This window comes from Pseudomonas sp. NBRC 100443 (assembly GCF_030268185.1).
GTDB classification, from domain to species: Bacteria; Pseudomonadota; Gammaproteobacteria; order Pseudomonadales; family Pseudomonadaceae; genus Pseudomonas; species Pseudomonas citronellolis.
In genome coordinates this window covers 197,142-223,343 of sequence record NZ_BSQE01000009.1, presented here as the reverse complement: position 1 = coordinate 223,343, position 26,202 = coordinate 197,142, and the positions used below count along the sequence as shown (strand labels likewise).

21 protein-coding genes are annotated in these 26,202 nt (G+C 67.9%); 13 read left to right on the top strand and 8 right to left on the bottom strand.

What is annotated here, in order from left to right; translation table 11 throughout:
• Positions 1–11: 11 nt before the first annotated feature.
• Positions 12–1,232, top strand: coding sequence for a succinyldiaminopimelate transaminase (gene dapC / locus QSJ95_RS14375; protein ID WP_009616626.1), 1,221 nt, complete (start codon positions 12–14; stop codon positions 1,230–1,232).
• A gap of 306 nt (positions 1,233–1,538) precedes the next feature.
• Here dapC and QSJ95_RS14370 read toward each other — a convergent pair whose 3' ends face one another.
• Complete coding sequence (locus QSJ95_RS14370) at positions 1,539–3,200, bottom strand: Na+/H+ antiporter (RefSeq protein WP_009616624.1); 1,662 nt, start codon at positions 3,198–3,200, stop codon at positions 1,539–1,541.
• A gap of 188 nt (positions 3,201–3,388) precedes the next feature.
• Here QSJ95_RS14370 and QSJ95_RS14365 point away from each other — a divergent pair, with 188 nt between their 5' ends.
• From QSJ95_RS14365 to QSJ95_RS14350, 4 genes are all read left to right on the top strand, one after another.
• Positions 3,389–3,739 (top strand): ArsC family reductase, encoded by a 351-nt coding sequence (locus QSJ95_RS14365; protein WP_009616622.1) that lies wholly within the window; start codon positions 3,389–3,391, stop codon positions 3,737–3,739.
• Positions 3,740–3,771: 32 nt separating this feature from the next.
• Positions 3,772–4,806: a 2,3,4,5-tetrahydropyridine-2,6-dicarboxylate N-succinyltransferase gene (gene dapD, locus QSJ95_RS14360; RefSeq protein WP_009616620.1), complete on the top strand. Its 1,035-nt coding sequence runs from the start codon at positions 3,772–3,774 to the stop codon at positions 4,804–4,806.
• A gap of 95 nt (positions 4,807–4,901) precedes the next feature.
• Positions 4,902–6,104 (top strand): aminotransferase class V-fold PLP-dependent enzyme, encoded by a 1,203-nt coding sequence (locus QSJ95_RS14355; RefSeq protein ID WP_009616617.1) that lies wholly within the window; start codon positions 4,902–4,904, stop codon positions 6,102–6,104.
• Positions 6,101–6,505, top strand: coding sequence for a SufE family protein (locus tag QSJ95_RS14350; RefSeq protein ID WP_009616615.1), 405 nt, complete (start codon positions 6,101–6,103; stop codon positions 6,503–6,505). The genes QSJ95_RS14355 and QSJ95_RS14350 overlap by 4 nt, the downstream gene beginning before the upstream one ends.
• A gap of 265 nt (positions 6,506–6,770) precedes the next feature.
• On the opposite strand, the gene tcdA is transcribed toward QSJ95_RS14350, so the two are convergent.
• Positions 6,771–7,589, bottom strand: a complete 819-nt coding sequence (gene tcdA, locus QSJ95_RS14345) for a tRNA cyclic N6-threonylcarbamoyladenosine(37) synthase TcdA (RefSeq protein ID WP_009616613.1) — start codon at positions 7,587–7,589, stop codon at positions 6,771–6,773.
• Positions 7,590–7,804: 215 nt separating this feature from the next.
• Here tcdA and QSJ95_RS14340 point away from each other — a divergent pair, with 215 nt between their 5' ends.
• The 5 genes from QSJ95_RS14340 to QSJ95_RS14320 all read left to right on the top strand — a co-directional run bounded on the left by QSJ95_RS14340 (position 7,805) and on the right by QSJ95_RS14320 (position 13,417).
• On the top strand, positions 7,805–10,414 hold the full coding sequence (locus tag QSJ95_RS14340) for a glycosyltransferase (RefSeq protein WP_285643141.1): 2,610 nt from the start codon (positions 7,805–7,807) through the stop codon (positions 10,412–10,414).
• A 478-nt stretch (positions 10,415–10,892) separates the two neighbouring features.
• Positions 10,893–12,041: a succinyl-diaminopimelate desuccinylase gene (dapE, locus tag QSJ95_RS14335; protein WP_267853273.1), complete on the top strand. Its 1,149-nt coding sequence runs from the start codon at positions 10,893–10,895 to the stop codon at positions 12,039–12,041.
• Positions 12,038–12,211, top strand: a complete 174-nt coding sequence (locus QSJ95_RS14330) for a hypothetical protein (protein WP_009616609.1) — start codon at positions 12,038–12,040, stop codon at positions 12,209–12,211. Before dapE ends, QSJ95_RS14330 begins: the two co-directional genes overlap by 4 nt.
• 1 nt (position 12,212) lies before the next feature.
• Positions 12,213–13,022, top strand: coding sequence for a putative RNA methyltransferase (locus QSJ95_RS14325; protein ID WP_285643136.1), 810 nt, complete (start codon positions 12,213–12,215; stop codon positions 13,020–13,022).
• Between the two features lie 11 nt (positions 13,023–13,033).
• A complete protein-coding gene (locus QSJ95_RS14320; protein WP_009616607.1) occupies positions 13,034–13,417 on the top strand; it encodes a hypothetical protein in 384 nt (127 codons plus the stop codon).
• 254 nt (positions 13,418–13,671) lie between these two features.
• On the opposite strand, the gene QSJ95_RS14315 is transcribed toward QSJ95_RS14320, so the two are convergent.
• From QSJ95_RS14315 to QSJ95_RS14295, 5 genes are all read right to left on the bottom strand, one after another.
• Positions 13,672–13,881: a cold-shock protein gene (locus QSJ95_RS14315; protein ID WP_003082372.1), complete on the bottom strand. Its 210-nt coding sequence runs from the start codon at positions 13,879–13,881 to the stop codon at positions 13,672–13,674.
• Between the two features lie 388 nt (positions 13,882–14,269).
• Positions 14,270–15,244: a DUF4340 domain-containing protein gene (locus tag QSJ95_RS14310; RefSeq protein WP_285643132.1), complete on the bottom strand. Its 975-nt coding sequence runs from the start codon at positions 15,242–15,244 to the stop codon at positions 14,270–14,272.
• A 10-nt stretch (positions 15,245–15,254) separates the two neighbouring features.
• Positions 15,255–17,090 (bottom strand): GldG family protein, encoded by a 1,836-nt coding sequence (locus QSJ95_RS14305; RefSeq protein ID WP_285643130.1) that lies wholly within the window; start codon positions 17,088–17,090, stop codon positions 15,255–15,257.
• Positions 17,091–17,100: 10 nt separating this feature from the next.
• On the bottom strand, positions 17,101–17,835 hold the full coding sequence (locus QSJ95_RS14300; RefSeq protein WP_009616584.1) for an ABC transporter permease subunit: 735 nt from the start codon (positions 17,833–17,835) through the stop codon (positions 17,101–17,103).
• Positions 17,832–18,755, bottom strand: coding sequence for an ABC transporter ATP-binding protein (locus tag QSJ95_RS14295; RefSeq protein ID WP_043318426.1), 924 nt, complete (start codon positions 18,753–18,755; stop codon positions 17,832–17,834). The genes QSJ95_RS14300 and QSJ95_RS14295 overlap by 4 nt, the downstream gene beginning before the upstream one ends.
• 312 nt (positions 18,756–19,067) lie before the next feature.
• On the opposite strand from QSJ95_RS14295, the gene plsB reads away from it, so the two are divergent.
• From plsB to QSJ95_RS14280, 3 genes are all read left to right on the top strand, one after another.
• Positions 19,068–21,557, top strand: coding sequence for a glycerol-3-phosphate 1-O-acyltransferase PlsB (plsB, locus tag QSJ95_RS14290; protein WP_285643127.1), 2,490 nt, complete (start codon positions 19,068–19,070; stop codon positions 21,555–21,557).
• A 131-nt stretch (positions 21,558–21,688) separates the two neighbouring features.
• Complete coding sequence (locus tag QSJ95_RS14285) at positions 21,689–22,093, top strand: YbaY family lipoprotein (protein ID WP_009616558.1); 405 nt, start codon at positions 21,689–21,691, stop codon at positions 22,091–22,093.
• 111 nt (positions 22,094–22,204) lie between these two features.
• Positions 22,205–22,882, top strand: a complete 678-nt coding sequence (locus QSJ95_RS14280; protein WP_009616557.1) for a DUF4197 domain-containing protein — start codon at positions 22,205–22,207, stop codon at positions 22,880–22,882.
• Between the two features lie 245 nt (positions 22,883–23,127).
• On the opposite strand, the gene QSJ95_RS14275 is transcribed toward QSJ95_RS14280, so the two are convergent.
• Positions 23,128–26,199: an efflux RND transporter permease subunit gene (locus QSJ95_RS14275; protein ID WP_069863621.1), complete on the bottom strand. Its 3,072-nt coding sequence runs from the start codon at positions 26,197–26,199 to the stop codon at positions 23,128–23,130.
• Positions 26,200–26,202 lie beyond the last annotated feature (3 nt).

The following is a 26,202-nucleotide window of genomic DNA, read 5'->3' as shown; positions in this document are numbered from 1 at the left end:
GAGCGATTCACATGAACCCAGACCTCGACCTGCTCCAGCCCTACCCCTTCGAGAAGCTCCGCGCCCTGCTCGCCGGCGCCCAGCCGCCGGCCGGGCTTGCGCACATCGCGCTGTCCATCGGCGAACCCAAGCACCGCTCGCCGGAATTCGTCGCCAAGGCCCTGGCCGACAGCCTCGACCAACTGGCGGTGTACCCGACCACCCTGGGCCTGCCGGCGCTGCGCGAAACCATCGCCGCCTGGTGCGAACGCCGCTTCGGCGTCCCCGCCGGCTGGCTGGACGCGGCGCGCCACGTGCTGCCGGTGAACGGCACCCGCGAAGCGCTGTTCGCCTTCACCCAGGCGGTAGTGGACCGCAGCAAGAACGGCCTGGTGATCAGCCCCAACCCCTTCTACCAGATCTACGAAGGCGCGGCCCTGCTGGCCGGCGCGCAGCCGCACTACCTGGCCTGCCGCGCCGGGAACGGCTTCAATCCGGACTTCGACGCGGTGCCGGCGGACGTCTGGCAGCGCTGCCAGATCCTCTTCCTCTGCTCCCCGGGCAACCCCACCGGCGCGCTGGTCCCGCTGGAAACCCTGAAGAAGCTGATTGCCCTGGCCGACGAGCACGACTTCCTGATCGCCGCCGACGAGTGCTACAGCGAGCTGTACTTCGACGAGCAGAACCCGCCGCCCGGCCTGCTCAGCGCCTGCGCCGAACTGGGCCGCTCGGACTTCAGGCGCTGCGTGGTGTTCCACAGCCTGTCCAAGCGCTCCAACCTGCCGGGCCTGCGCTCGGGCTTCGTCGCCGGCGACGCCGAGGTGCTGAAGAAATTCCTCCTGTACCGCACCTACCACGGCTGCGCCATGCCGGTGCAGACCCAGTTGGCCAGCATCGCCGCCTGGCAGGACGAGGACCACGTGCGCGCCAACCGCGACCTGTACCGCGAGAAGTTCGCCGCGGTGCTGGACATCCTCGCCGGCGTGCTCGACGTACAGCGTCCGGACGGCAGCTTCTACCTGTGGGCGAAGACGCCCATCGCCGACACCGAGTTCTGCCGCGGCCTGTTCGACCAGCAGCACGTCACCGTGGTGCCGGGCTCCTATCTGTCCCGCGAAGTGAACGGCGAGAACCCCGGCGCCAACCGCGTGCGCATGGCCCTGGTCGCGCCGCTGGCGGAATGCGTGGAAGCGGCCGAGCGGATCAAGCGCTTCGTCCAGGCCAGCCCAGATCAAACCCGGAGCCGCCCGTAGCCAAGGCCAAACGGCGGATAACGCCGTAGGCGTTATGCGCCCTACGCCAAGCCCGCCAGCAACGTAGGGCGTATAACCGTTCGCGGTTATCCGCCGCTTCACCCAGACCAAAGCCCGCGCCCAGATCAACTTCGGAGCCGCCTGCAGCCAAGGCCAAACGGCGGATAACGCCGTAGGCGTTATCCGCCCTACGCCAAGCCCACCGGCAACGTAGGGCGAATAACCGTTCGCGGTTATCCGCCGTTTCACCTGGGCCTCAGCCCGCGCCGCGGTCAAGCTCGAAGCCGCCTGCAACCTGCCGCCGCCCTACACCCACCGCCCCGCCTTGCTGGTCAGCCAGGCTTCCTGGGAGTCCAGGTCGCCGAGCACCTTGCGCATGGTCTCGTCGTCCACCAGGTTCTCCCGGCGCAGCTGGTACAGCTCCAGGCGCTGGGTACGCAGCGCCTTGATGCGCAGGGCCTGGTCGGCCAGCTCCAGGCTGCGCGCCCGCTCCCGCGCCTCGGCGCTGTCCGGAGCCGGGTCGAGCTGCTGGCGGTACTCGGCCATCAGCCGCGCCTTCACCTCCGCCAGCCGCGCGGCCTCCTCGGCATCCACCTTCTCGCCGGCTGGCATTTCCTCCTTCTCCAGCATGCGGATGGCCGCCACCGCGGTGCGCCGCCATACCGAGCGGTACTCCAGTTCGGACTGGTCGTTGCTGGCCACCGGCAGCCCCTTGAGCAAGGCCGGCAGGCCCAGGGTGGCCGCCAGCAGCGACACCAGGATCACCCCGGCGGCGATGAAGATGATCAGGTCGCGCTGCGGGAAGGCCTCGCCGCTGCCCAGCAGCAGCGGCACCGACAGTACGCCGGCCAGGGTCACCGCCCCGCGCACCCCGCCCAGCGCCGAGATCGCCGACAGCCGCAGCACCGGCTCGCCGGGCTTGCCGCCCAGCTCGATGCCCCACCAGCGCTCGAAGCGCAGCGACAGCTTCCAGTAGCACCAGACCCAGGCGAAGCGCAGCAGGATCAGCACGGCATACACCGCCAGCACGTAGAACAGCAACTGCGAGGAACGCCACAGGCTGTCGCCGGCGTGGTGCGTCACCGACTTGAGGATGTCCGGCAGTTGCAGGCCCAGCAGCAGGAACACCACGCCGTTGAAGGCGAACTCCAGCATCGACCAGACGCTGCGGTTGAGCACGCGGGTGTGGGTCTGCCGCGGCAGCAGATCGGTCCAGCTCTGCATCATGCCCGCCGCCACCGCCGCGAGGATGCCGGAGACGCCGAACTCCTCGGCAACCATGTACACCGCGAAGGGCAGCAACAGCATGAGCACCACGTGGGTGGCCGGGTCGTCCCAGCCGCGGCGGATCATCCAGGCGCGGATGCGCCCCAGCAGCCAGCTCAGCACCACGCCGCAGGCCAGGCCGCCAATCGCCACCAGGAGGAAGCTCAGGCTGGCGTCGAGCAGCGAGAAGGCGCCGGTCATGGCCGCGGCCACGGCGAACTTGAAGGCCACCAGGCCCGAGGCGTCGTTCATCAGCGCCTCGCCCTGCAGCACGTGCATCAGCCGCCGCGGCAGGCGGTTCTGGGCGATCGCCGATACCGCCAGGGCGTCGGTGGGCGACAACACCGCGGCCAGGGCGAAGGCGGCGGCCCAGGGAATCTCGGGAATCAGCAGGTGGATGAAGGCGCCACCGCCAGCCACGGTGAACAGCACCAGGGCGAAGGCCATGGTCAGGATCGGCCAGCGCATCTGCCAGAACTCGCCCTTGGGCATGCGCCAGCCATCGGCGAACAACAGCGGCGGAATGAACAGGAACATGAACAGCTCCGGGTCCAGCGCCACGTGCAACCCCAGGCTGGGCCAGGCCAGGACCGCCCCCGAGGCGATCTGGATCAGCGGCAGCGGCAAGGGCAGCAGTTGCGCCAGCAGGCGCGTGCCCCCGACCACCAGCAGCAGGATGAGCACGGTATACACGGTTTGCATCGACGATCTCCCAGTCGCCAGTTCGCGGCGCCCCATTGGAACATCCAGAGACGCTCTCCATCAGCCCCCGGGCGAGCAATAGACTATTGCAATCGCAAAAGAATCGTCCCGCCCTCCCCACCCCCGCAAGTTCACGGGAAAATGGCATAATCCCACGCTTGCCAAAGGAACGACGAGGAGCGCCGCCCATGACCCAGCGGACCATCTACGGAATCAAGGCCTGCGACACCATGAAGAAAGCCCGCACCTGGCTTGAGGAACACGGCGTCGACTATGCCTTCCACGACTACAAGACTAGCGGAATAGACCGCGCGCACCTTGAGCAATGGTGCGCCGAGCACGGCTGGCAGACGGTCCTGAACCGCGCCGGCACCACCTTCCGCAAGCTCGACGAGGCGCAGAAAGCCGACCTCGACGAGTCCCGCGCGATCGAGCTGATGCTCGCCCAGCCGTCGATGATCAAGCGTCCGGTGCTGGACCTTGGCGACCGCACCCTGGTCGGCTTCAAGCCCGACGCCTACGCCGCCGCGCTGGCCTGACACTTTTTCACCGTTTTTTCGAGGAACCGCACATGTCCCAATCCCTGTTCAGCCTGGCCTTCGGCGTCGGCACCCAGAACCGCCAGGACGCCTGGCTGGAAGTCTTCTACGCGCAACCGCTGCTGAACCCGACCGCCGAGCTGGTCGCCGCCGTCGCGCCGATCCTCGGCTACGAGAACGGCAACCAGGCCATCGCCTTCAGCAACCAGCAGGCCTACCAGTTGGCCGACGCGCTGAAGACCATCGCCCCGGCCCAGGCCGCCCTGCTCAACCGCCTGGCCGAAAGCCAGAAACCGCTGGTCGCCACCCTGCTGGCCGAAGACGCCGCCCCCGCCTCCACTCCCGAGGCCTACCTGAAGCTGCACCTGCTCTCGCACCGCCTGGTCAAGCCCCATGGCGTCAACCTGTCGGGCATCTTCCCGCTGCTGCCGAACGTGGCCTGGACCAACATCGGCGCCGTCGACCTGGCCGAGCTGGCCGAGCTGCAACTCGAAGCGCGCCTGAAGGGCAAGCTGCTGGAAGTCTTCTCGGTGGACAAGTTCCCGAAAATGACCGACTACGTGGTCCCGGCCGGCGTGCGCATCGCCGACACCGCCCGCGTGCGCCTGGGCGCCTACATCGGCGAAGGCACCACCGTGATGCACGAAGGCTTCGTCAACTTCAACGCCGGCACCGCCGGCCCGGGCATGATCGAAGGCCGCGTCTCCGCCGGCGTGTTCGTCGGCAAGGGTTCGGACCTGGGCGGCGGCTGCTCGACCATGGGCACCCTGTCCGGCGGCGGCAACATCGTCATCAGCGTCGGCGAAGGCTGCCTGATCGGCGCCAACGCCGGCATCGGCATCCCGCTGGGCGACCGCAACATCGTCGAAGCCGGCCTGTACGTCACCGCCGGCACCAAGGTGGCGCTACTGGACGACCAGAACAACCTGGTCAAGGTGGTCAAGGGCCGCGACCTGGCCGGCCAGCCGGACCTGCTGTTCCGCCGCAACTCGCAGACCGGCGCGGTGGAGTGCAAGACCAACAAGACCGCCATCGAGCTGAACGAAGCGCTGCACGCGCACAACTAAGTCAGAGCTGGAAGCTGGAAGCCAAAAGCCGGAAGCGAGCTGCACAAGGCACTTCCAGCTTCCAGCTTCCAGCTTCCAGCTTCAGGCTTACAGCCATGCTTCTTTCCCCCTGGCGCTCCGCCTTCCCTGCCCTCGCCGCGCTGGCAGCCGAGGAGCAGACCTACCTCGACAGCGCCGCCACCGCGCAGAAGCCCCAGGCCATGCTCGACGCCCTGGCCGGCTACTACGCCAGCGGCGCGGCCAACGTCCATCGTGCCCAGCACCTGCCCGGCGAGCGCGCCACCCGCGCCTTCGAGGCGACACGCACACGCCTGGCACAATGGCTGGACGCCGGCAGCCCGGAACAGCTCGTGTTCACCCACGGCGCCACCGAGGCCCTGAACCTGCTGGCCTACGGCCTGGAGCCGCTGTTCGGCGAAGGCGACGAGATCGCCATCAGCGCCCTGGAGCACCACGCCAACCTATTGCCCTGGCAGCAACTGGCGCTGCGCCGCGGAGCGAAGCTGGTGGTGCTGCCGCTGGACGACCGCGGGGTCATCGACCTGGAGGCCGCCACGCAACTGATCGGCCCGCGCACCCGCCTGCTCGCCGTGAGCCAGTTGTCCAACGTGCTCGGCACCTGGCAGCCACTGCCGGAGCTGCTGGCCCTGGCCCGCGCGCAAGGCGCGCTGAGCGTGGTGGACGGCGCCCAGGGCGTGGTCCATGGCCGGCACAGCCTGTCCGCCCTGGGCTGCGACTTCTACGTGTTCTCCAGCCACAAGCTCTACGGCCCCGAGGGCCTGGGCCTGCTCTGGGGCCGCGCGGAAGCGCTGGCGCGCCTGCGCCACTGGCAGTTCGGCGGCGAGATGGTGCAGAACGCCGATTACCAAAGCGCGCACTTCCGCCCGGCGCCGCTGGGCTTCGAAGCCGGCACCCCGGCCATAGGCGCGGTGATCGGCCTGGGCGCCAGCCTCGACTGGCTGACCCGCCAGGACGCCGCGGAAATGGCCGCCCACGAAGCCCTGCTGCATGCCCAACTGCTGGCCGGGCTGCGCGCCCGCGACGGCGTGCGCCTGCTGGGCGAACCCCAGGCGGCGCTGGCCAGCTTCGTGGTGCGGGACGTGCACAGCGCCGACCTCGCCCACCTGCTCACCGAACAGGGCGTGGCGGTGCGCGCCGGACACCACTGCGCCATGCCGCTGCTCAAGCGCCTGGGCCTGCCCGGCGCCATCCGCGTGTCCCTGGCCCTGTACAACGACGGCGCCGACCTGGAGCGCTTCTTCCGCGCCCTCGACGGCGCCCTGGAACTGCTGCGATGAGCCTGCCCGAAGCCGTCCGCCAGGCGCTGGAAGCCTTCGCCGGGCAAGCCTCCTGGGAACAGCGCGCGCGCCTGCTGATGCAATGGGGCGACAGGCTGGAGCCGCTGGACGAGTCGGAACGCAGCGAGGCCAACCGCATCCATGGCTGCGAAAGCCTGGTCTGGCTGGTGGCCGAACAGCGCGACGGCGCCTGGCACTTCCGCGCCACCAGCGACGCACGCCTGCTGCGCGGGCTGATCGCGCTGCTGTTGGTGCGGGTACAGGGGTTGCCGGGGGAGGAACTGGCGCAACTGGATTTGGGGCAGTGGTTCAACGAACTGGGCCTGGGTCGACAGTTGTCGCCCTCGCGCAGCAATGGTCTGAATGCGGTGCTCCAACGCATGCGCGAACTCGTTTCGTAGGAGCGAGCTTGCTCGCGAACAACGGAGTCAAGCTCAACTCCGGAGCGATGCCAAACCCCGTCCCCTCTCCCCAGCCCTCTCCCTGAAGGGAGAGGGAGCCGTATGGTGTGAAGCGCACTAACGGCGCTCACTGCTACTCCAATGTTGCCGGCAAACGCCGAGATATCCGCAGGCACGGACAGTCCCCTCTCCCTTCAGGGAGAGGGTTAGGGAGAGGGAGCGGAGTAACAGCAAACACCTCGATAACAGGTGAGCGCCGTTCGCGTTAAGGGGGATTTCCAGCCGCGCTACGCTCCGAAGGCCGCCGCGCCCCCGCCACCAGCTTATCCACAGCCCTGGCCGCCGCAGCCATGCCAAAGGTGGCCGTAACCATCATCACCGCCCCGAAACCACCCGCGCAGTCCAGCTTCACCCCTTCCCCGACGAAGCCCTTGGCCTGGCACACGCTGCCGTCCGGCTTGGGGTAGCGCAGCTGTTCGGTGGAGAACACACAGGGCACGCTGTAATGCCGCCCCGGCGTGCGCGAGAAGTTGTAGTCGCGGCGCAGCAGCGAGCGCACCTTGGCCGCCAGCGGGTCGTTGAAGGTCTTGTTCAGGTCGGCCACCTGCACCTGCGTCGGGTCGACCTGGCCACCGGCGCCGCCGGTGGTGACGATCTGGATCTTGCGCCGCTTGCACCAGGCGATCAGCGCCGCCTTGGCCGGCACGCTGTCGATGCAGTCGATGACGAAGTCCATCTCCGTGGTGATGCAGTCGGCCATGCTCTCGCGGGTGACGAAGTCCGCCACCGCGTGGACCTTGCACGCCGGGTTGATGGCGCGGATGCGCTCGGCCATCACCTCCACCTTGGGCTTGCCCACGGCGCCTTCCAGGGCGTGGACCTGGCGGTTGGTGTTGGTCACGCAGACGTCGTCCAGGTCGAACAGGGAAATCTCGCCGACGCCGCTGCGCGCCAGCGCCTCGGCCGCCCAGGAGCCGACGCCGCCGATGCCGACCACCGCCACGTGGGCCGCGGCCAGGCGCTCCAGGCCCTGGGTGCCGTACAGGCGGGCGATGCCACCGAAACGCTGATCGTCCACTACCATCACAGTGTCTCCGCAAAAAACGCCCGGCATTCTATAGGAAGGCGGGCGCCAGGGCCGGCCGAATTGACGCCCGGCAAGGCCATAACCGGCCACCAGGGACATTCTATGCCGCCCCCGCGGCGTTGGACGGGAGCTATACACCCAGGGGGGTGCGGGGTAGGATGCGCGCCGACCCGTTCCCGGCCCCGAAACACCGACAGGAACCCGATCGCTCCATGCCATCACGCAAATTCGGCCTCAACCTGGTCGTGCTGGTCGCCCTGGCCGCCCTGCTCACCGGCGTCTGGGCCCTGTACAACCGCCCGGTGAGCGCGCCGGACTGGCCGGAAAGCATCTCCGGTTTCTCCTTCTCGCCCTTCCGCCTGGACCAGAGCCCGCAGAGCGGCCGCTTTCCCAGCGACGAGCAGATCCGCTCGGACCTGGAACTGGTCTCGCGGATGACCGAGAACATCCGCACCTACTCGACCAAGGGCAGCCTTTCCGACATCCCCTTCCTCGCCGAGGAGTACGGGATGCGCGTCAGCCTGGGCATCTGGATCAGCGCCGACGAGGCCGAGAACGAGGCGGAGATCGCCCGCGGCATCGAGATCGCCAACCGCTCGCGCAGCGTGGTGCGGGTGATAGTCGGCAACGAGGCGCTGTTCCGCCGCGAGGTCACCAAGGACCAGCTGATCGGCTACCTCGACCGCGTCCGCGCCGCGGTGAAGGTGCCGGTGACCACCGCCGAGCAGTGGCACATCTACGAGAAATACCCGGAGCTGGCCAAGCACGTCGACCTGATCGCCGCCCACGTGCTGCCCTACTGGGAGTTCGTGCCCATGCAGGACTCGGTGCAGTTCGTCCTCGACCGCGCCCGCGACCTGCGTCTGAAGTTTCCGAAAAAGCCGCTGTTGCTGGCTGAGGTCGGCTGGCCCAGCAACGGCCGCATGCGCGGCGGCGCCACCGCCACCCAGGCGGACCAGGCCATCTACCTGCGCGAACTGACCAACGCGCTGAACAAGAAGGGCTACAACTACTTCGTGGTCGAGGCCTTCGACCAGCCGTGGAAGTACACCGACGAAGGCTCGGTGGGCGCCTACTGGGGCGTGTTCAACGCCGCGCGCCAGCCCAAGTTCAACTTCCAGGGCCCGGTGGTGGCCATTCCCAAGTGGCGCGTGCTGGCCATCGCCTCGGTGGTGCTGGCGCTGCTCACCTTCACCCTGCTGCTGATCGACAGCAGCGCCCTGCGCCAGCGCGGGCGGACCTTCCTCGCCGTGGTCTCGTTCGTCTGCGCGTCCATCCTGGTGTGGATCGGCTACGACTACAGCCAGCAGTACAGCACCTGGTTCAGCATCACCGTCGGCGTATTGCTGGGCATAGGCGCGCTGGGCGTGGTGATAGTGCTGTTCACCGAGGCCCACGAGCTGGCCGAGGCCGTGTGGACGCGCAAGCGCCGCCGCCTGTTCCTGCCGGTCACCGCGGCCGAGGCCTACCGGCCCAAGGTCTCCATCCACGTGCCCTGCTACAACGAGCCGCCGGAGATGCTCAAGGAGACGCTGAACGCCCTGGCCAGGCTCGACTACCCGGACTTCGAGGTCCTGGTGATCGACAACAACACCAAGGACCCGGCCGTGTGGGAGCCGGTGCAGGCCCACTGCGAGCTGCTCGGCCCGCGCTTCCGCTTCTTCCACGTGGCGCCCCTGGCCGGCTTCAAGGGCGGCGCGCTGAACTATGCGCTGCAGTTCGTCGCGCCCGACGCCGAAGTCATCGCGGTGATCGACTCCGACTACTGCGTCGAGCCGGACTGGCTCAAGCACATGGTGCCGCACTTCGCCGACGCGCAGATCGCCGTGGTGCAGTCGCCGCAGGACTACCGCGACCAGCACGAGAGCGCCTTCAAGCGCCTGTGCTACGCCGAGTACAAGGGCTTCTTCCACATCGGCATGGTCACCCGCAACGACCGCGACGCGATCATCGAGCACGGCACCATGACCATGGTCCGGCGCCAGGTGCTGGACGAGCTGAAGTGGGCCGAATGGTGCATCACCGAGGACGCCGAGCTGGGCCTGCGGGTGTTCGAGCGCGGCCTCTCGGCGGCCTACTTCGAGCGCAGCTACGGCAAGGGCCTGATGCCCGACACCTTCATCGACTTCAAGAAGCAGCGCTTCCGCTGGGCCTACGGCGCCATCCAGATCATGAAGCGCCACACCGACGCCCTGCTGCGCGGCCGCGGCCCGGACGGCAGCAAGCTGACCGGCGGCCAGCGCTACCACTTCGTCGCCGGCTGGCTGCCGTGGATCGCCGACGGCATGAACATCTTCTTCACCCTCGGCGCGCTGCTCTGGTCGGCGGCGATGATCATCGTGCCCAAGCGCGTCGACCCGCCGCTGCTGATCTTCGCGATCCTGCCGCTGACGCTGTTCGCCTTCAAGGTCGGCAAGATCCTCTTCCTCTACCGCCGCACCGTGGGCGTGAACCTGCGCGACGCGCTGTTCGCCGCGCTGGCCGGGCTGTCGCTGTCGCACACCATCGCCAAGGCGGTGCTGTACGGCTTCGTCACCCGCTCCATCCCGTTCTTCCGCACGCCGAAGATGCGCGCAAGCCACGGCCTGCTGGTGGCCCTGGCGGAGGCCCGCGAGGAAGTCTTCATCATGCTCCTGCTTTGGGGCGCCGCCCTGGGCATCGTGCTGGTGCAGGGCGTGCCCAGCCCGGACCTGATGTTCTGGGTGGTGATGCTGCTGGTGCAGTCGCTGCCATACCTGGCGGCGCTGATCATGGCCCTGCTCTCCTCGCTGCCGCGCCCGCGCGAGGAAGAGGCACTGAGCGGTTCCGAGCAGGTGGGCTGAACGGCCAGGCGCTTTTCGTAGGATGGGTTGAGCCTTGGCGATACCCATGCGGTCATGGCGATGGGTATCGCTTCGCTCAACGCCATCCTACGAAAAGCCATGCTCGCTCCTACGCCATCCCACGCACCGCGCTCCTTGTAGGAGCGCGCCCTGCGCGCGAAATCGCGGGCAGGGCCCGCTCCTACAGTTGAGCTCGGAATGGCCCTGCTCTCTTCGCTGCCGCGCCCGCGCGAGGAAGAGGCGCTGAGCGGGTCCGAGCAGGTGGGCTGAACGGCCGGGCGCTTTTCGTAGGATGGGTTGAGCGAAGCGATACCCATCACCGCGGCAGCATGGGTTTCGCAGGCTCAACCCATCCTACGAAAGCACCCCGGCGCAGTCGGCAAGACAGTCGCGCCCCGCTGCGACCAGACGACGCGCTGTCCCCGCGCTTTTGCTTTAAGATGTGCGCCTTTTCCGTTTCACCCTGGATGCCTTGCCCATGTCCCTGTCGCCGACCCTGGCCCTCGCCTGCGAGCTGATCCGCCGGCCCTCCGTCACCCCCGTCGATGCCGACTGCCAGCAGCTGATGATGCAGCGCCTGGCCGCCTGCGGCTTCGACCTGGAGCCGATGCGCATCGAAGAAGTGGACAACTTCTGGGCCCGCCGCGCTGGCCGTGACGGCGGCGAAGGCCCGGTGCTGTGCTTCGCCGGGCACACCGACGTGGTCCCCACCGGCCCCGAGCAGGCCTGGCAGCACCTGCCGTTCGACGCCCTGATCGACGCCGACGGCATGCTCTGCGGGCGCGGCGCGGCGGACATGAAGGGCAGCCTGGCGGCCATGATCATCGCCACCGAGCGCTTCGTCGCCGAGCACCCGGACCACCGCGGCAGCATCGCCTACCTGATCACCAGCGACGAGGAAGGCCCGGCGCAGCACGGCACCAAGGCCGTGGTCGAGCGCCTGCGCGCGCGCAACGAGCGCCTGGACTGGTGCATCGTCGGCGAGCCGTCGAGCACCACCCTGGTCGGCGACGTGGTCAAGAACGGCCGCCGCGGCTCCCTCGGCGCCACCCTCAAGGTGCGCGGCGTGCAGGGCCACGTGGCCTACCCGCACCTGGCGAAGAACCCCATCCACCTGGCCGCCCCGGCCCTGGCCGAACTGGCCGCCGAGCACTGGGACGACGGCAACGCCTTCTTCCCGCCGACCAGCTTCCAGATCTCCAACATCAACGGCGGCACCGGCGCCACCAACGTCATCCCCGGCGAGCTGGTGGTGGTGTTCAACTTCCGCTTCTCCACCGAATCCACCCCGGAGGGGCTGCAGCAGCGCGTCGCCGCCATCCTCGACAAGCACGGCCTGGACTGGCACATCGACTGGGCGCTGTCCGGCCTGCCGTTCCTCACCGAGCCGGGCGAGCTGCTCGACGCCGTGGCCGCCAGCATCCAGGCGGTCACCGGCCGGCAGACCACCCCCTCGACCTCCGGCGGCACCTCGGACGGGCGCTTCATCGCCACCCTGGGCACCCAGGTGGTCGAGCTGGGCCCGGTCAACGCCACCATCCACCAGGTCAACGAGCGGGTGCTGGCCAGCGATCTCGACCTGCTGAGCGAAATCTACTACCAGACACTGGTGCGGCTGCTGGCATGAGCGACGTGAAGAAAGGCTTCTGCCTGGCCGCCACCCAACCCGACATCCCACCGCCGATGCCGGCCCCGGAGCGGCGCTACGCCCTGCGCAGCTACCAGCTCAACCTGCGCCAGCGCAGCCTGCCGCTGCTCACCGTGCTGAGCCCGCTGCGCACGGAGCGCAAGGACTGAGATGCTCACCTGCCCGATCTGCCAGGCGCCGCTGGAACACCTCGACAACAGCGTGAAGTGCCCCGCCGGGCACAGTTTCGACCGCGCGCGCCAGGGCTACCTGAACCTGCTGCCCGTGCAGCACAAGAAAAGCCGCGACCCGGGCGACAACGCCGCCATGGTCGAGGCCCGCCGCCAGTTCCTCGGCGCCGGCCACTACGCCCCGCTGGCCCGGCGCCTGGCCGAGCTGGCCGCCGAACGCGCGCCGGCGCGCTGGCTCGACATCGGCTGCGGCGAGGGCTACTACACTGCCCAGCTTGCCGAGGCGCTGCCGGACAGCGACGGCTACGCCCTGGACATCTCCCGCGAGGCGGTGAAAGCCGCCTGCCGCCGCGCCCCGCAGCTGACCTGGATGGTCGCCAGCATGGCCCGGGTGCCGCTGGCCGACGCCAGCTGCCAGTTGCTGGCCAGCGTGTTCAGCCCCATCGACTGGAACGAGGCCGCGCGCCTGCTGGCCCCCGGCGGCGGCGTGCTGCGCCTGGGCCCGGGCCGCGACCACCTGCTGGAACTGCGCCAGCGCCTGTACGACGAGGTGCGCGAGTACGTCGACGACAAGCACCTGGCCGACCTGCCGCCGAGCCTGGCCCTGGCCCATACGGAAAGCCTGAATTTCCGCCTGGCCCTGGACAGCCGCGAAGCCCGCGAAACCCTGCTGGCGATGACGCCCCACGGCTGGCGGGTCAACCCGCAGCGCCGCGAGCGCATCCTCGCCGAGCCCTTCGAGGTCACTGTGGCGGTGCGCTACGATTGGCTGGAACGCCAAAAAACCTGACGAGGACGCCCATGCGCCAACCGGATATCGAGATCTACCTGAAGGACGCCGACCAGGCCGCCGTCGGCGCCTGGCTGGCCGAGGCGCTGGGCCCCTGCAGCGAATGGCGGCGCCAGGGCGAGACCTTCAAGTGCCTGGCCGACAGCCCCAGCGGGATGATCCCGCTGACCTGGCTGCCGCAGGCGGTGGGCAAGTGGCACAGCCTGTTCATCGACAGCGACGCCACGCCCTGGGACGACGACCTGGCCTGCGCCAGGGCGGCCAACGCCGCGCTGGGCGTGGAGGTGCGCTGCGCACCGGGCAGCTGGAGCGAAGAACAGGGCGAGGAAGACGCCGACCGCTGGCTGAAGGTGACCGCCGAGGGCGTCGCCGAGATCACCTGGCGAACCGGCTGAAGCACGAAAACGACGCTGGCGCGATGTGCGGCGTCGTTGCTGAAGAGCCGGGCGCCAGGCGCCGGCTGGAAAACGAAGGCCCGTCTCGCGACGGGCCTTTGTCTTCGGGGGCTCAGAGCCTGTTTACGATCTCGCGAGCTAGAGCAGAACAAGGCGAAAACAGGCGAGGAAGCGCAGTTTAGCTAGCTAAATGAGCATTACTCGCCTGTTTTCAACGCAGTTATGCCGACGCGCAGCAGATCGTAAACGGGTTCTCAGACCTTGGAGACGTCTTCCGCCTGCAGGCCTTTCTGACCCTGGATCACCGAGAACTCCACTTTCTGGCCTTCGACCAGGGAGCGGTGACCTTCGCCACGAATGGCGCGGTAGTGGACGAAAACGTCCGGACCGCTGTCGCGTTGAATGAATCCATAACCCTTGGCGTCATTGAACCACTTGACGGTTCCGACCTCACGATCAGCCATTACCACACTCTCCAACTCGCTATTATTTTTGGGTGGCCCCCGGGAATGAGGACTGCAACGGCTCGACAGGCGGAGGGTTGTCCGCATTGACCGTCCAGGGCCTTAGCCGCTGGATGGGCAATTCGAATAACGCCCCAATGACGACCGCGCTCCCGAGTATATAAATCAAAAGTTACAGCTGGAAAGCACTTTTTCGCCTCAGTGCCAGCACCGTGACCGATGCGGCCAAAGTGCCATTTTACGGGGCTTCCAAGGCCATTCTGGTGCACTTGGACGATGTAACGGAGTTGTAAGTTTTGTCATTGTCGGCGTGCTGTAGCGCACATTTCCGCACGCCCATGGTGAAAGTTGCCGACCGGAACTTCGCCCGGCCGGCCTTTGAAATACCTCAAGGTTTCTTCGCGGTGAAATCCGCCAGGTGCCGGGCAAGCGCCTCGTACTGGTTGGCTTCGATGCGGTAGGCCCAGCCCTTGCGCGCCTGGATCTGCCCGTCGGCGAACCCCTCGACGCGGTCCAGCAGCAGCCAGTTCTGCCCGCCCTGCTCCAGCACGCGCCCGCTCAGGCTGGCGCCATCGAGGGTCTTGAGCGTCAGGCTCAGGCGCGCCGGCCCCTTGAACTGCACCTGGTCCAGCGGCGCCGTTTCGCTGAAGGTCAGGGTGCCGAAAGGCGTGGCCATGCCGTTGGCGATGGACTCGTAGGCCAGCTTGGCGTCCCTGGGCAGCTGGCGTACCCGCAGGTTGGGCTCGCCGGCCTTGTCGCGGAACACCGTCAGGGTTTCCCCGCCGGGGTAGCTCACCGACACCTCGGCGACCTTCTCGAAGGGGATGCTGGTGATGCGCCGGTCCAGCCAGTCCAGTTCGTCGGGCGGCAGGCGCAGGTCCTTGTCGATCAGCCAGACCTGCTCGTCGCCGGGCTGGCGCACCAGGCGCCCGCCCTGCTGCGCGGCCTTGCCCACCAGCAGCTCCAGCGGCGCGCCGGCGCTGCGCTCCAGGCTCAGGCGCACGCCGGCGCCCTCGCCCTGGTCGGCGACGCCGAGCTGGGCGAAGTTGCCCGGCTCGCGGGTCTTGGCCTCGACCTTGCGCGCCTGCGCCAGGTCGTGCAGCAGGTCGCCGACCAGGCGCCCGGCCGCCGGGTAGCCGGCCTTGGCCGGCATCACCCAGCGCCCGTCCTGGCGCGCCACGCGGATGTCCGGCTGGCCGGGGCGGCGCACTGTCACCGCGCTCACCTGCTGCGCGTCCAGGCCCGGGAAATAGCGCACCTCCGCCGGCGGCGCCAGGCGGGCCGGCTCGCGCTGCAGCCAGGCGAAGAGGCCACCGAGCGCCACCACCAGGACCACCAGCAGGATCAGACTCTTGCGTTGCATGGCCGCCTCCTCAGGCCTGGCGCCGGCGGCGCCACCACCACAGGGCGAGCACGCCCAGGGTCAGCAGCAGCGGCACGGCGGCGATGTTGACGATCTTCAGGGTGCGGCCGAGGGACTCGATATCCGCGTTCAGCTGGAACTGCACATCGCGCAGCTCCTTGCGGATGCGCACGCGCTCCTGGATGAACTGCTGCATCGCGCTCTGCTGCTCCGGCGTCAGCTCCAGGGCCTTGCCCGGGTCGGGGTTCTGCAGCGCGGCGAGCTTCTGCTCGGTGTCGGCCAGGCGCTGCTTGAGCGCGTCGGCCTTCTCGCGGAAGCGCGTCTCGGCCTGGCGCTGCAGCTCGTCCACCACGGTGAACGGGCGGCTGAAGCGGCCACGCGAGCGCACGCTGATCAGCGCGTCGGAGCCGGCCAGGTTGTCCAGCGCGTTGATCACGAAGCTGGCGTTGTCGGCCCAGGGCTGCGGCACGCGCTGGCCGAAGAAGTCCTGCACCTGCACCCACATGCGGTCGGTGAGCAGGTCGGTGTCGGCCACGGCGATGACGTTGATGCTGTCGGCGCTCTTCAGGCCGTCCTTGCGGCCCTCGATGCCATTGGGGAAGGCGCTCTGCGCCGGGCCCTGGATGCGCGCGGCCATGACGTAGCGCTGGCCGGTGGGCTTGAGCTGGGCCATCAGCTCACCGGGGTCGCGCAGGGTGGCGAAGCGCTGGACGTCGAAGGGCATCGCCTGCGCCGAACTCTGGATCAGCGGGGTGAAGCGGGTCTTCGCGTCCTTGAGCGGTTCGAGGATGCCGGCGGTGGCCAGGGTCAGGTTCTCCAGCCCGGCGGTGGCCACGTCGTTGGCGTCCAGCGCCTTGGCGTCGAGGTTCAGCCAGGCCGGGTGATGCGCCGCGCGCTGGCCCTGGCCCATGCTCACCGACATGGCGTAGCTGGCGTCGCCGAGCACCTTGCCCGGCAGCAGTTGCACGCCCCAGGCCTTGAACAGCGGCTCGAGGTCCGAGGACTGGTCGCCGGGGCCATCCAGCGCGGCCATGGGCGAGGACTTGTCGGCCTCGCTGAAGGGATCGACGAAAGCCAGCAGCTTGCCGCCGCGCAGCACGAACTGGTCGATGGCGTAGAGCGTCTGCTGCGGCAAGTGCTTGGGATGCACCAGCAGCAGCACGCTGACGTCGTCCGGGATGGCGTCGACGTCGGGCTTGAGGCTCTTCAGGTCGAACTGCTGGCGCACCTCGTCGAGCAGCATCCAGGGCGAGCTGGGCTGCTGCGTCTGCATGTCGAAGCCACCGGTCATCTGCAGGGTGCTGAGCACGCCCACCACCGGCCGCCTGGGGTGCGCCAGGGCGTTGACCAGGCGGCTGAGGTCGTACTCCAGGAACGCCTCGTGGTCCGGCTGGAAGAACGGGATCACCTGGATGTTGTCCAGCGCGTCGGTGCCGGCCAGGCCGAAGTACAGGGTGTCGCCGCCCTGGTTCAGCGGCACCGCCTGCAGGCCGAACTCGGCGGCCTTGTCCTCCTCCTCGGAGAACGGCTGCGGGTCGATGACGTGCAGGCGGATCTTGCCGTCGGCCTCGCGCTCGTAGGCCTTGAGCAGTTCCTCCACGCGCTTGGCGTAGTTGCGCAGCGGGACCAGGTCCTTGCTGCCCTTGTCGGAGAAGAAGAAGTACAGGTTGATCGGCTCGCCAATGGAGCCCAGCACCTTCTTCGTGCCGTCGGAGATGGTGTAGAGCTTCTGCTGCGTCAGGTCCAGGCGCGCGCCGGTGAAGGCCAGCCCGGACACCAGGTTGAAAGCCAGGAACAGCAAGGCGATGACCAGCAGCCCGGCGGCGGAATACATCAGTTTCTTCATGCGGGCTTCCTCAATCGGCTTTCTTCAGGTCGACCACCACCGCCGTGGCGGCGAGCCAGGCGACGATCAGGCTGGCGAAGAACAGCAGGTCGCGCAGGTCGATGACGCCCTTGCTGATCGCATCGAAGCGCGTCAGGAAGCTCATCGAGGCCACCGCATCCAGCAGCCACTGCGGCGCCCAGGCATTGAAGGCGTCGAGCACCAGGGGGAAGCCGCTGACGATGAACACGAAGCACATCACCACGGCGAGGATGAAGGCGATCACCTGGTTCTTCGCCAGCGCCGACATGCACGAGCCGATGGCCAGGTAGCCGCCGGCCAGCAGCCAGCTGCCGAGGTAGCCGGCGAGGATGGCGCCGTTGTCCGGCTCGCCCAGGTAGTTGACCGTGAGCACCATGGGGAAGGTCAGCAGCAACGCGATGCCGGCGAACACCCAGGCGGCGAGGAACTTGCCGGTGACCGCCTCGAAGCGGGTGATCGGCAGGGTCATCAGCAGCTCGATGGAGCCGGACTTGCGCTCCTCGGCCCACAGGCGCATGGCCAGTGCCGGGATGAGGAACAGGTAGAGCCAGGGGTGGAAGTTGAAGAAGGCCGTCAGGTCCGCCTGGTTACGCTCGTAGAAATTGCCCAGGTAGAAGGTGAAGACCCCGGACAGCACCAGGAAGATGACGATGAACACGTAGGCCAGCGGGGTGGCGAAGTAGCTCGCCAGCTCGCGCTTGAAGACCACCGGCAACTGCTTCATGCCGCTTCCCCCCTGGTCAGGCTGCGGAACACCTCGTCGAGGCGGCCGCGCTCCACGTCCAGCTCGCGGATGCGCCAGCCGCGCTCGGCGATCAGCGCATTCACCTGCGGGAAGATCACCTCGCCGGGCCTGGCCAACAGCGTCAGGCTGTGCTCCAGCGGGTTCTCTTCCAGCGCCGCCACGCCCGGCAATGCGGCCAGGGCCGCGCGGTCCAGCTCGCCATCGGCGACCAGGGTCACCGCCTGGTGGTAGCGCGAGCGGCTTTCCAGCTCGAAGGGCGTGCCGTCGGCCAGCAGGCGGCCGTTGGCGATCACCACGGCGCGGGTGCAGACTGCGGTGACCTCTTCGAGGATGTGGGTGGAGATGATGACGATGCGCTCGCGGGCCAGGCCGCGGATCAGCTCGCGGACCTGATGCTTCTGGTTCGGGTCCAGGCCGTCGGTGGGCTCGTCGAGGATCAGCACCCGCGGGTCGTGGAGGATCGCCTGGGCCACGCCGACGCGGCGCTTGAAGCCCTTGGAGAGGGTTTCGATGGACTGCTCGCGGACAGGCTCCAGCTCCAGCTGCTCGACCACCCGCGCCACCCGCTCGCGCTTCTGCGCGCCGCGGTAGCCGCGGACCTCGGCGATGAATTCGAGGAAGCCGCGCACGCGCATGTCGCCGTAGCAGGGCGCGCCCTCGGGCAGGTAGCCGATCAGGCGCTGGGCCTGCAGGGTCTGCGTCTGGATGTCGAAACCGTGGATGCTCGCGGTGCCCGAGGTGGGCGCGAGGAACCCGGTGAGCATCTTCATGGTGGTGGACTTGCCGGCGCCGTTGGGGCCGAGAAAGCCCAGGACTTCCCCCGGTTGCACACTGAACGACAGGTCGTCCACCGCGGTGTGCTGCGCGAATCGCTTCGTGAGTCTGCTTATTTCGATCATTTCTCTCACCGTTGCGCCAAGAGCCCGCCGCGAACTCGGAACACACGGGGCAGACGAGCTCCCACAAAATGCCGCCGGGAATATATGAACCGACGGACGGCAGTGCAAGGTGGAGACTGTGACGAAAAAGTACACTGCCGTGCATGAAAATTTATTTAGGAATGCGGTCCTATTCCTACATCGAAAGCAGCCGAGCGGAGGTCATAGCATGCTTCCAGGCTGCCGTCCCACCCTTTTGCCTGCCGTAGCGTTGCGGCACACTAGCGTCCGCTTGGTCGCCACCGAGCCCCGTTCAACTGCCTGCGAGCCCGTATGCCCCGTTACCCGTTCCGCCGCTTCGGCTTTGGCGTCCTGCGCCGCCTGCTCTACCTCTGGGTGCGCTCGGAAACCATCAACCAGTCGTCCCTGAGCCTGAAGATCGACCGCAGCAAGCCGGTGCTCTACGTGCTGCAGCAGCCTTCGGTGAGCGACCTGGCGGTAGTCGACACGGAGTGCCGCAAGGCCGGCCTGCCGCGCCCGGTGATGCCGGTGGCGGTGGGCAGCAGCGTCGAGCCGGCGGCCTTCTTCTACCTGACGCCGGAGCCCGACTGGCTCGGCCGCCAGGACAAGCGCGGCGCGCCGCCGGCGCTGATGCGCATGCTCGCGGCCATCGGCCAGAACGGCGTGGACGACGCGCAGATCGTCCCGGTCAGCGTGTTCTGGGGGCAGTCGCCGGACAGCGAGAAGAGCGCCTGGAAGCTGCTGTTCGCCGACAACTGGGCGGTGACCGGGCGCCTGCGCAAGCTGGCACGCATCCTCATCCTCGGGCGCAAGACGCGCGTGCAGTTCTCCGCGCCCATCCACCTGCGCGAGCTGGTCGACCAGGGCAAGGGCCAGGAGCGCACCCAGCGCATGGTCCAGCGCATCCTGCGGGTGCACTTCCGCAACCAGAAGACCGCGGTCATCGGCCCGGACCTCTCGCACCGCCGCACCCTGGTCAAAGGCCTGCTGCGCGCGCCCCTGGTGCGCCAGGCCATCCAGGAAGAGATCGAGACACAGCACATCTCCACGGAAAAGGCCGAGGCCCTGGCCCTGCGCTACGCCAACGAGATCGCCGCGGACGTGTCCTACCCGGTGATCCGCTTCCTCGAAGTCACCCTCACCTGGTTCTGGAACAAGCTCTACGAAGGCGTGCGGGTCAACCACATCGAGCGCGTGCAGGACGTCGCCCAGGGCCACGAGATCGTCTACGTGCCCTGCCACCGCAGCCACATCGACTACCTGCTGCTGTCCTACCTGCTGTTCCGCAACGGCCTGACGCCGCCGCACATCGCCGCCGGCATCAACCTCAACATGCCGGTGGTCGGCTCCATCCTGCGCCGCGGCGGGGCCTTCTTCATGCGCCGCAGCTTCAAGGGCAACCAGCTGTACACCGCGGTGTTCAACGAATACCTGCACACCCTGTTCAGCCGCGGTTTCTCCACCGAATACTTCGTCGAGGGCGGGCGCTCGCGCACCGGGCGCATGCTCCACCCGCGCACCGGCATGCTCGCCATCACCCTGCGCAGCTTCCTGCGCGACTCGCGCCGGCCGATCGTCTTCGTGCCGGTGTACATCGGCTACGAGCGCGTTCTGGAAGGCCGCACCTACCTGGGCGAGCTACGCGGCGCGGCGAAGAAGAAGGAATCCATCTTCGACCTGTTCAAGGTGGTGGGCGCGCTGCGCCAGCGCTTCGGCCAGGTGTGGGTGAACTTCGGCGAGCCGATCCACCTGGACAGCTTCCTCGAACAGCACGAGCCTGGCTGGCGCAAGCAGGAACTCGGCCCGGAATACCGCCCGGCCTGGCTACCGGAAGCCACCAACCAACTGGCCCGCGAAGTGGCCCGCCACCTCAACGACGCGGCGGCGATCAACCCGGTCAACCTGGTGGCCCTGGCGCTGCTCTCCACCAGCCGCCTGGCCCTGGACGAACGCGCCCTGGAACGCGTGCTGGACCTGTACCTGGCGCTGCTGCGCAAGGTGCCCTACTCGCCCAGCGCCACCCTGCCCGACGGCGACGGCAAGGCGCTGATCGAATACGTGAAGAGCATGAACCTGCTCGCCGAACAGAAGGACGCCCTGGGCCGCATCCTCTACCTGGACGAGCAGAACGCCGTCCTCATGACCTACTACCGCAACAACGTCCTGCACGTATTCGCCCTGCCGGCGCTGATCGCCAGCTTCTTCCAGAGCAACGCGCGGATCAGCCGCGAACAGCTGCTCAACTACACCCGCGCGCTCTACCCCTTCCTGCAACAGGAACTGTTCATCCGCTGGGACCTGGACCAGCTCGACGCCGTGGTCGACCAGTGGCTGGCCGCGCTGGTGGAGCAGAACCTGCTGAAACAGGACGGCGACGCCTACGTGCGCCCGGCGCCCAGCTCGCGCGAATACGTGCTGCTGACCCTGCTGGCCCGCGCCATCACCCAGACCCTGCAGCGCTTCTACATGGCCATCGCCCTGCTGCTCAACGCCGGGCAACGCCAGCTCAGCGCCGAGGAACTGGAGAACCTGTGCACCGTCATGGCCCAGCGCCTGTCCATCCTCCACGGCCTGAACGCCCCGGAATTCTTCGACAAGACACTGTTCCGCAACTTCATCCAGGCCCTGCTCGACCAGCGCGTGCTGCGCAAGGATGAAGAAGACAAGCTGAGCTACCACGAGAAACTGGGCGAAGTGGTCGAAGGCGCGGCCAAGCGTGTGCTGCCGGCGGAGATCCGGTTGTCGATTCGGCAGGTCGCGCTCGAACGCCCAACTGCCGCGCCAGCCGTCGACGCGTCCTGAACCCCCAGCCCCGCCGCAACGGCGGGGCTGCTTGCTGCAGATCAGCGAAACCTCCGCTTACAACCCCTCTCGCAACCTTTGCGCCTAAGCTGTGTCGGATGACGCCCGTTCTATCCGGAAGGAATCCGTCGATGAAGCTCACCGCCCTCCCCCTCCTGTTCATGACCGGCGTGCTTGCCGCCTGCGCCTCGAATTCGCCTTCGCAGAGCGCTTCGCTCAGTGGCGAGGTGTTCTATCTGCAGCGCATCGCGCTGCCGCCGGGTGCGCAGGTTTCGGTGAGCCTGCAGGATGTTTCCCTGGCCGATGCGCCGGCCGTGGAGCTGGCTTCGCAGACGCTGCCCGGCGGGCAGCAGGTGCCGGTGGCCTTCAAGCTCGATTACGACCCGCAGCGGGTCCAGCCCGGCCATAGCTATGCGGTCAGCGCGCGTATCGAGAATGCCGGCAAGCTGCTGTTCATCAGCACCGAGCGCCACAGCGTCAAGCTCGACGGCAGCGATCCGCAGCCGCTGCGCATCCGCGTCGACGCGGTGCGCTGATCCGTCCTCCTGCGGCCGGTTCCGTTGCCGGCCCGGCCTCGCTAAGCTTGCCCCTTCTTCCTTCGCCGAGACGCTCGGCGAAGGTTTCGCCCTGCCCCACAAGGAATCCCGATGCTGCGTTTCACCGCCCTGCTGGCCGGCGCCCTGCTGTCCGCCAATGCCTTCGCCCTGTCCCTCGCCAACCTCAGCCAGACCGATGCCAGCGGCGGCCTCAAGGATGCCCTGAGCCAGGGCGCGCAGATCGCGGTCAAGCAGTTGGGCAAGCCCGGCGGCTTCACGAACGATCCGGCCGTGCGCATCGAGCTGCCGGGCAAGCTGGGCAAGGCCGCCAAGGTGATGAAGCAATTCGGCATGGGCGCCCAGGTCGACCAGTTGGAAGCCAGCATGAACCAGGCCGCCGAGGCCGCCGTGCCGCAGGCCCAGACGCTGCTGGTGGATGCGGTGAAGAAGATGACCGTGCAGGACGCCAAGGGCATCCTCGCCGGCGGCGACGATTCCGCCACCCAGTACCTGGAACGCAGCAGCCGCGAGCAGTTGCGCCAGCGCTTCCTGCCGATCGTCAAGCAGGCCACCGACAAGGTCGGCCTGGCCAAGCAGTACAACGCCTTTGCCAGCCAGGCCGCGGCTTTTGGCGTGGTCGATGCCAAGGATGCGAATGTCGAGGGCTATGTTACCGAGCAGGCGCTGGATGGGCTGTTCAAGGTGATCGCCCAGCAGGAGAAGGGGATTCGGGAGAATCCGGCGGGGGCGGCTACCAGTTTGGCGAAGAAGGTTTTTGGGGCGCTCTGAGGCCCGCGGAACTCGTAGGAGCGAGCTTGCTCGCGAAGGGTGTTTTTCCGGTTACATCGTTGTATCAGGTGACTCCGCTCCCTCTCCCCAACCCTCTCCCTGAAGGGAGAGGGAGCTGTCCTGAGTAGCCTGGAAGGTAGGCGCCATCCTGCGGTGTTGTGGCTGCAAGTACCGTTCGCGAGCAAGCTCGCTCCTACAGGGTGGTCCCGGACCCTAGGGCGTATGACCGCGAACGGTCATACGCCCTACGCAGGTTCCTGCTTCACCCTGAACCAGGCCGCATACAGCGCCGGCAGGAACAGCAGCGTCAGCGCCGTGGCGACGATCAGCCCGCCCATGATGGCCACCGCCATCGGCCCGAAGAACGCGCTGCGCGACAGCGGGATCATCGCCAGCACCGCCGCCAGCGCGGTCAGCACGATGGGGCGGAAGCGCCGCACCGTGGCCTCGATGATGGCGTGCCAGCGGTCCAGGCCGTGAGCGATGTCCTGCTCGATCTGGTCCACCAGGATCACCGAGTTGCGCATGATCATCCCGGCCAGGGCGATGGTGCCGAGCATGGCGACGAAGCCGAAGGGCTTGTGGAACGCCAGCAGGAACAGGGTCACGCCGATCAGCCCCAGGGGCGCGGTGAGGAACACCATGGCCATGCGCGAGAAACTGCGCAGCTGGATCATCAGCAGCGTCATCACCACCACCAGGAACAGCGGGATACCGGCGTTCACCGAGTTCTGCCCCTTGGCCGAATCCTCCACCGTGCCGCCCACTTCCAGCAGGTAGCCGTCCGGCAGTTCGGCGCGGATCGGCTCGAGGGTCGGGGAAATCTGCTTGACCAGGGTGGCCGGCAGCGAGTCGTCGTAGATGTCCGCGCGCACGGTCACCGTCGGCAGGCGGTTGCGCCGCCAGATGATGCCTTCCTCGAAGCCGTACTCCAGGGTCGCCACCTGCGACAGCGCCACGCTGCGGCCGTTGTTGGTGGGGATGGCCAGGCTCGGCAGCTGCGACAGGTCCTGGCGCTCGCGGGCGTCGCCGCGCAGGAGGATCTCGATCAGCTCGTTGTCCTCGCGGTAGTAGCTGACGGTGGAGCCGGTCAGCGAACTCTGCAGGAACTGCGAGACGTCCTGGGTGCTCACGCCCAGGGCGCGGGCGCGGTCCTGGTCGAGGTTGAGGCGGATGACCTTGCTCGGCTCCTCCCAGTCCAGGTGCACGTTCACCACGTGGGGGTTCTCGCGCATCTTCGCCGCGACCTTGCGCGCCAGCTCACGCACTTGCTGGATGTGCTCGCCGGACACCCGGAACTGCACCGGGTAGCCCACCGGCGGACCGTTCTCCAGGCGGCTGATGCGGCTGCGCAGCGTGGGGAAGTCCTCGGCCATGCGCTGGATCAGCCACTGGCGCACCTCCTCGCGGCCCTTCAGGTCCTTGGCCAGCACCACGAACTGGGCGAAGCTCGCCGCCGGCAGCTGCTGGTCCAGCGGCAGGTAGAAGCGCGGCGAGCCGGTGCCGACGTAGGCCACGTAGTTCTCGATGCCCGGATGCTCGGCGAGCAGCTTCTCCAGGCGCTTGACCTGCTCGGCGGTGGCGGCCAGCGAGTCGCCCTCGGCCAGCTTCAGGTCCACCAGCAGCTCCAGGCGCACCGACGGCGGGAAGAACTGCTGCGGTATCAGGCGGAAGGCGGCGATGGAGCCGACGAAGGCCAGAAGGGTCAGGACGATCACCGCCTTGTTGTGGCGCACGCACCACTCCACCAGGCGCCGGAAGTGCTGGTAGAAGCCCGTCGAGTAAGGGTCGTGGCCCTTGTCGCTGCCGCCGTGCTTTTCCGCATGGCGCTTGGCCAGATCCGGCAGCAGCTTGGCGCCCAGGTAGGGCACGAACATCACCGCGGCCACCCAGGACACCAGCAGCGCGATGGTCACCACCTGGAACAGCGAGCGGGTGTATTCGCCGGTGCCCGACTGCGCGGTGGCGATCGGCAGGAAGCCGGCGGCGGTCACCAGGGTGCCGGTGAGCATCGGGAAGGCGGTGCTGGTCCAGGCGAAGCTGGCCGCCTTGAGGCGGTCGTAGCCCTGCTCCATCTTCACCGCCATCATCTCCACGGCGATGATGGCGTCGTCCACCAGCAAGCCCAGCGCCAGCACCAGCGCGCCGAGGGAAATCTTGTGCAGGCCGATGTCGAAGTAGCGCATGCAGACGAAGGTCATCGCCAGCACCAGCGGGATCGACAGCGCCACCACCAGGCCGGTGCGCAGGCCCAGGGAGAAGAAGCTCACCAGCAGCACGATGACCAGCGCCTCGGCCAGCACCCGGACGAACTCGCCCACGCCTTCGCGCACGGCGGCCGGCTGGTCCGACACCTTGCGCAGCTCCATGCCCGCCGGCAGGTTCTGCTGCAGGCGGTGGAACTCGTTTTCCAGCGCCTTGCCCAGCACCAGGATGTCGCCGCCGTCCTTCATCGCCACGGCGATGCCGATGGCGTCCTCGCCCATGAAGCGCATGCGCGGCGCCGGCGGGTCGTTGAAGCCGCGGTGCACCTCGGCCACGTCGCCGATGCGGAAGGTGCGGTCGCCCACGCGGATGGGGAACTGGCGGATGTCCTCCACCGAATCGAAGCGCCCGGACACCCGCAGCTGCACGCGGTCGCTGGCGGTCTCGAAGAAACCGGTGGCGCTCACCGCGTTCTGCTCCTCCAGGGCCTTCTGCACCGCCGCCAGGGGCAGGCCGAGGGTGGCCAGCTTGGTGTTCGACAGGTCGATCCAGATCTTCTCGTCCTGCAGGCCGACCAGCTCGACCTTGCCGACGTCCTTGATGCGCTGCAGCTGCAGCTGGATGCGGTCGGCGTAGTCCTTCAGCACCGCGTAGTCGAAGCCCTTGCCGGACAGCGCGTAGATGTTGCCGAAGGTGGTGCCGAACTCATCGTTGAAGAACGGCCCCTGGATGCCCTGCGGCAGGGTGTAGCGGATGTCGCTGACCTTCTTGCGGATCTGGTACCACAGCTCGGGGATGTCCCTGGACTTGAAGTCCTCGCGGGCGACGAAGGTCACCTGCGACTCGCCCGGGCGCGAGAAGGAGACGATGCGGTCGTAGTCGCCGGTCTCCATCAGCTTCTTCTCGATGCGCTCGGTGACTTGGCGCGAGACTTCCTCGGCGGTGGCGCCGGGCCAGTTGGTCTTCACCACCATGGCCTTGAAGGTGAAGGGCGGGTCCTCGCTCTGGCCGAGCTTGGTGTAGGACAGCGCCCCGGCGATGCCCAGCAGCAGCATCAGGAAAAGTACGATCGGTCGGTTCTGCAGGGCCCAGGCGGAGAGGTTGAAGCGCATCCT

Bases quoted from the DNA above. Each gene is read 5' to 3' on its own strand.
- dapC (WP_009616626.1), top strand. From the start codon at position 12: ATGAACCCAGACCTCGACCTGCTCCAGCCCTACCCCTTCGAGAAGCTC.
- QSJ95_RS14370 (WP_009616624.1), bottom strand. From the start codon at position 3,200: ATGCAAACCGTGTATACCGTGCTCATCCTGCTGCTGGTGGTCGGGGGC.
- QSJ95_RS14365 (WP_009616622.1), top strand. From the start codon at position 3,389: ATGACCCAGCGGACCATCTACGGAATCAAGGCCTGCGACACCATGAAG.
- dapD (WP_009616620.1), top strand. From the start codon at position 3,772: ATGTCCCAATCCCTGTTCAGCCTGGCCTTCGGCGTCGGCACCCAGAAC.
- QSJ95_RS14355 (WP_009616617.1), top strand. From the start codon at position 4,902: ATGCTTCTTTCCCCCTGGCGCTCCGCCTTCCCTGCCCTCGCCGCGCTG.
- QSJ95_RS14350 (WP_009616615.1), top strand. From the start codon at position 6,101: ATGAGCCTGCCCGAAGCCGTCCGCCAGGCGCTGGAAGCCTTCGCCGGG.
- tcdA (WP_009616613.1), bottom strand. From the start codon at position 7,589: ATGGTAGTGGACGATCAGCGTTTCGGTGGCATCGCCCGCCTGTACGGC.
- QSJ95_RS14340 (WP_285643141.1), top strand. From the start codon at position 7,805: ATGCCATCACGCAAATTCGGCCTCAACCTGGTCGTGCTGGTCGCCCTG.
- dapE (WP_267853273.1), top strand. From the start codon at position 10,893: ATGTCCCTGTCGCCGACCCTGGCCCTCGCCTGCGAGCTGATCCGCCGG.
- QSJ95_RS14330 (WP_009616609.1), top strand. From the start codon at position 12,038: ATGAGCGACGTGAAGAAAGGCTTCTGCCTGGCCGCCACCCAACCCGAC.
- QSJ95_RS14325 (WP_285643136.1), top strand. From the start codon at position 12,213: ATGCTCACCTGCCCGATCTGCCAGGCGCCGCTGGAACACCTCGACAAC.
- QSJ95_RS14320 (WP_009616607.1), top strand. From the start codon at position 13,034: ATGCGCCAACCGGATATCGAGATCTACCTGAAGGACGCCGACCAGGCC.
- QSJ95_RS14315 (WP_003082372.1), bottom strand. From the start codon at position 13,881: ATGGCTGATCGTGAGGTCGGAACCGTCAAGTGGTTCAATGACGCCAAG.
- QSJ95_RS14310 (WP_285643132.1), bottom strand. From the start codon at position 15,244: ATGCAACGCAAGAGTCTGATCCTGCTGGTGGTCCTGGTGGTGGCGCTC.
- QSJ95_RS14305 (WP_285643130.1), bottom strand. From the start codon at position 17,090: ATGAAGAAACTGATGTATTCCGCCGCCGGGCTGCTGGTCATCGCCTTG.
- QSJ95_RS14300 (WP_009616584.1), bottom strand. From the start codon at position 17,835: ATGAAGCAGTTGCCGGTGGTCTTCAAGCGCGAGCTGGCGAGCTACTTC.
- QSJ95_RS14295 (WP_043318426.1), bottom strand. From the start codon at position 18,755: ATGATCGAAATAAGCAGACTCACGAAGCGATTCGCGCAGCACACCGCG.
- plsB (WP_285643127.1), top strand. From the start codon at position 19,068: ATGCCCCGTTACCCGTTCCGCCGCTTCGGCTTTGGCGTCCTGCGCCGC.
- QSJ95_RS14285 (WP_009616558.1), top strand. From the start codon at position 21,689: ATGAAGCTCACCGCCCTCCCCCTCCTGTTCATGACCGGCGTGCTTGCC.
- QSJ95_RS14280 (WP_009616557.1), top strand. From the start codon at position 22,205: ATGCTGCGTTTCACCGCCCTGCTGGCCGGCGCCCTGCTGTCCGCCAAT.
- QSJ95_RS14275 (WP_069863621.1), bottom strand. From the start codon at position 26,199: ATGCGCTTCAACCTCTCCGCCTGGGCCCTGCAGAACCGACCGATCGTA.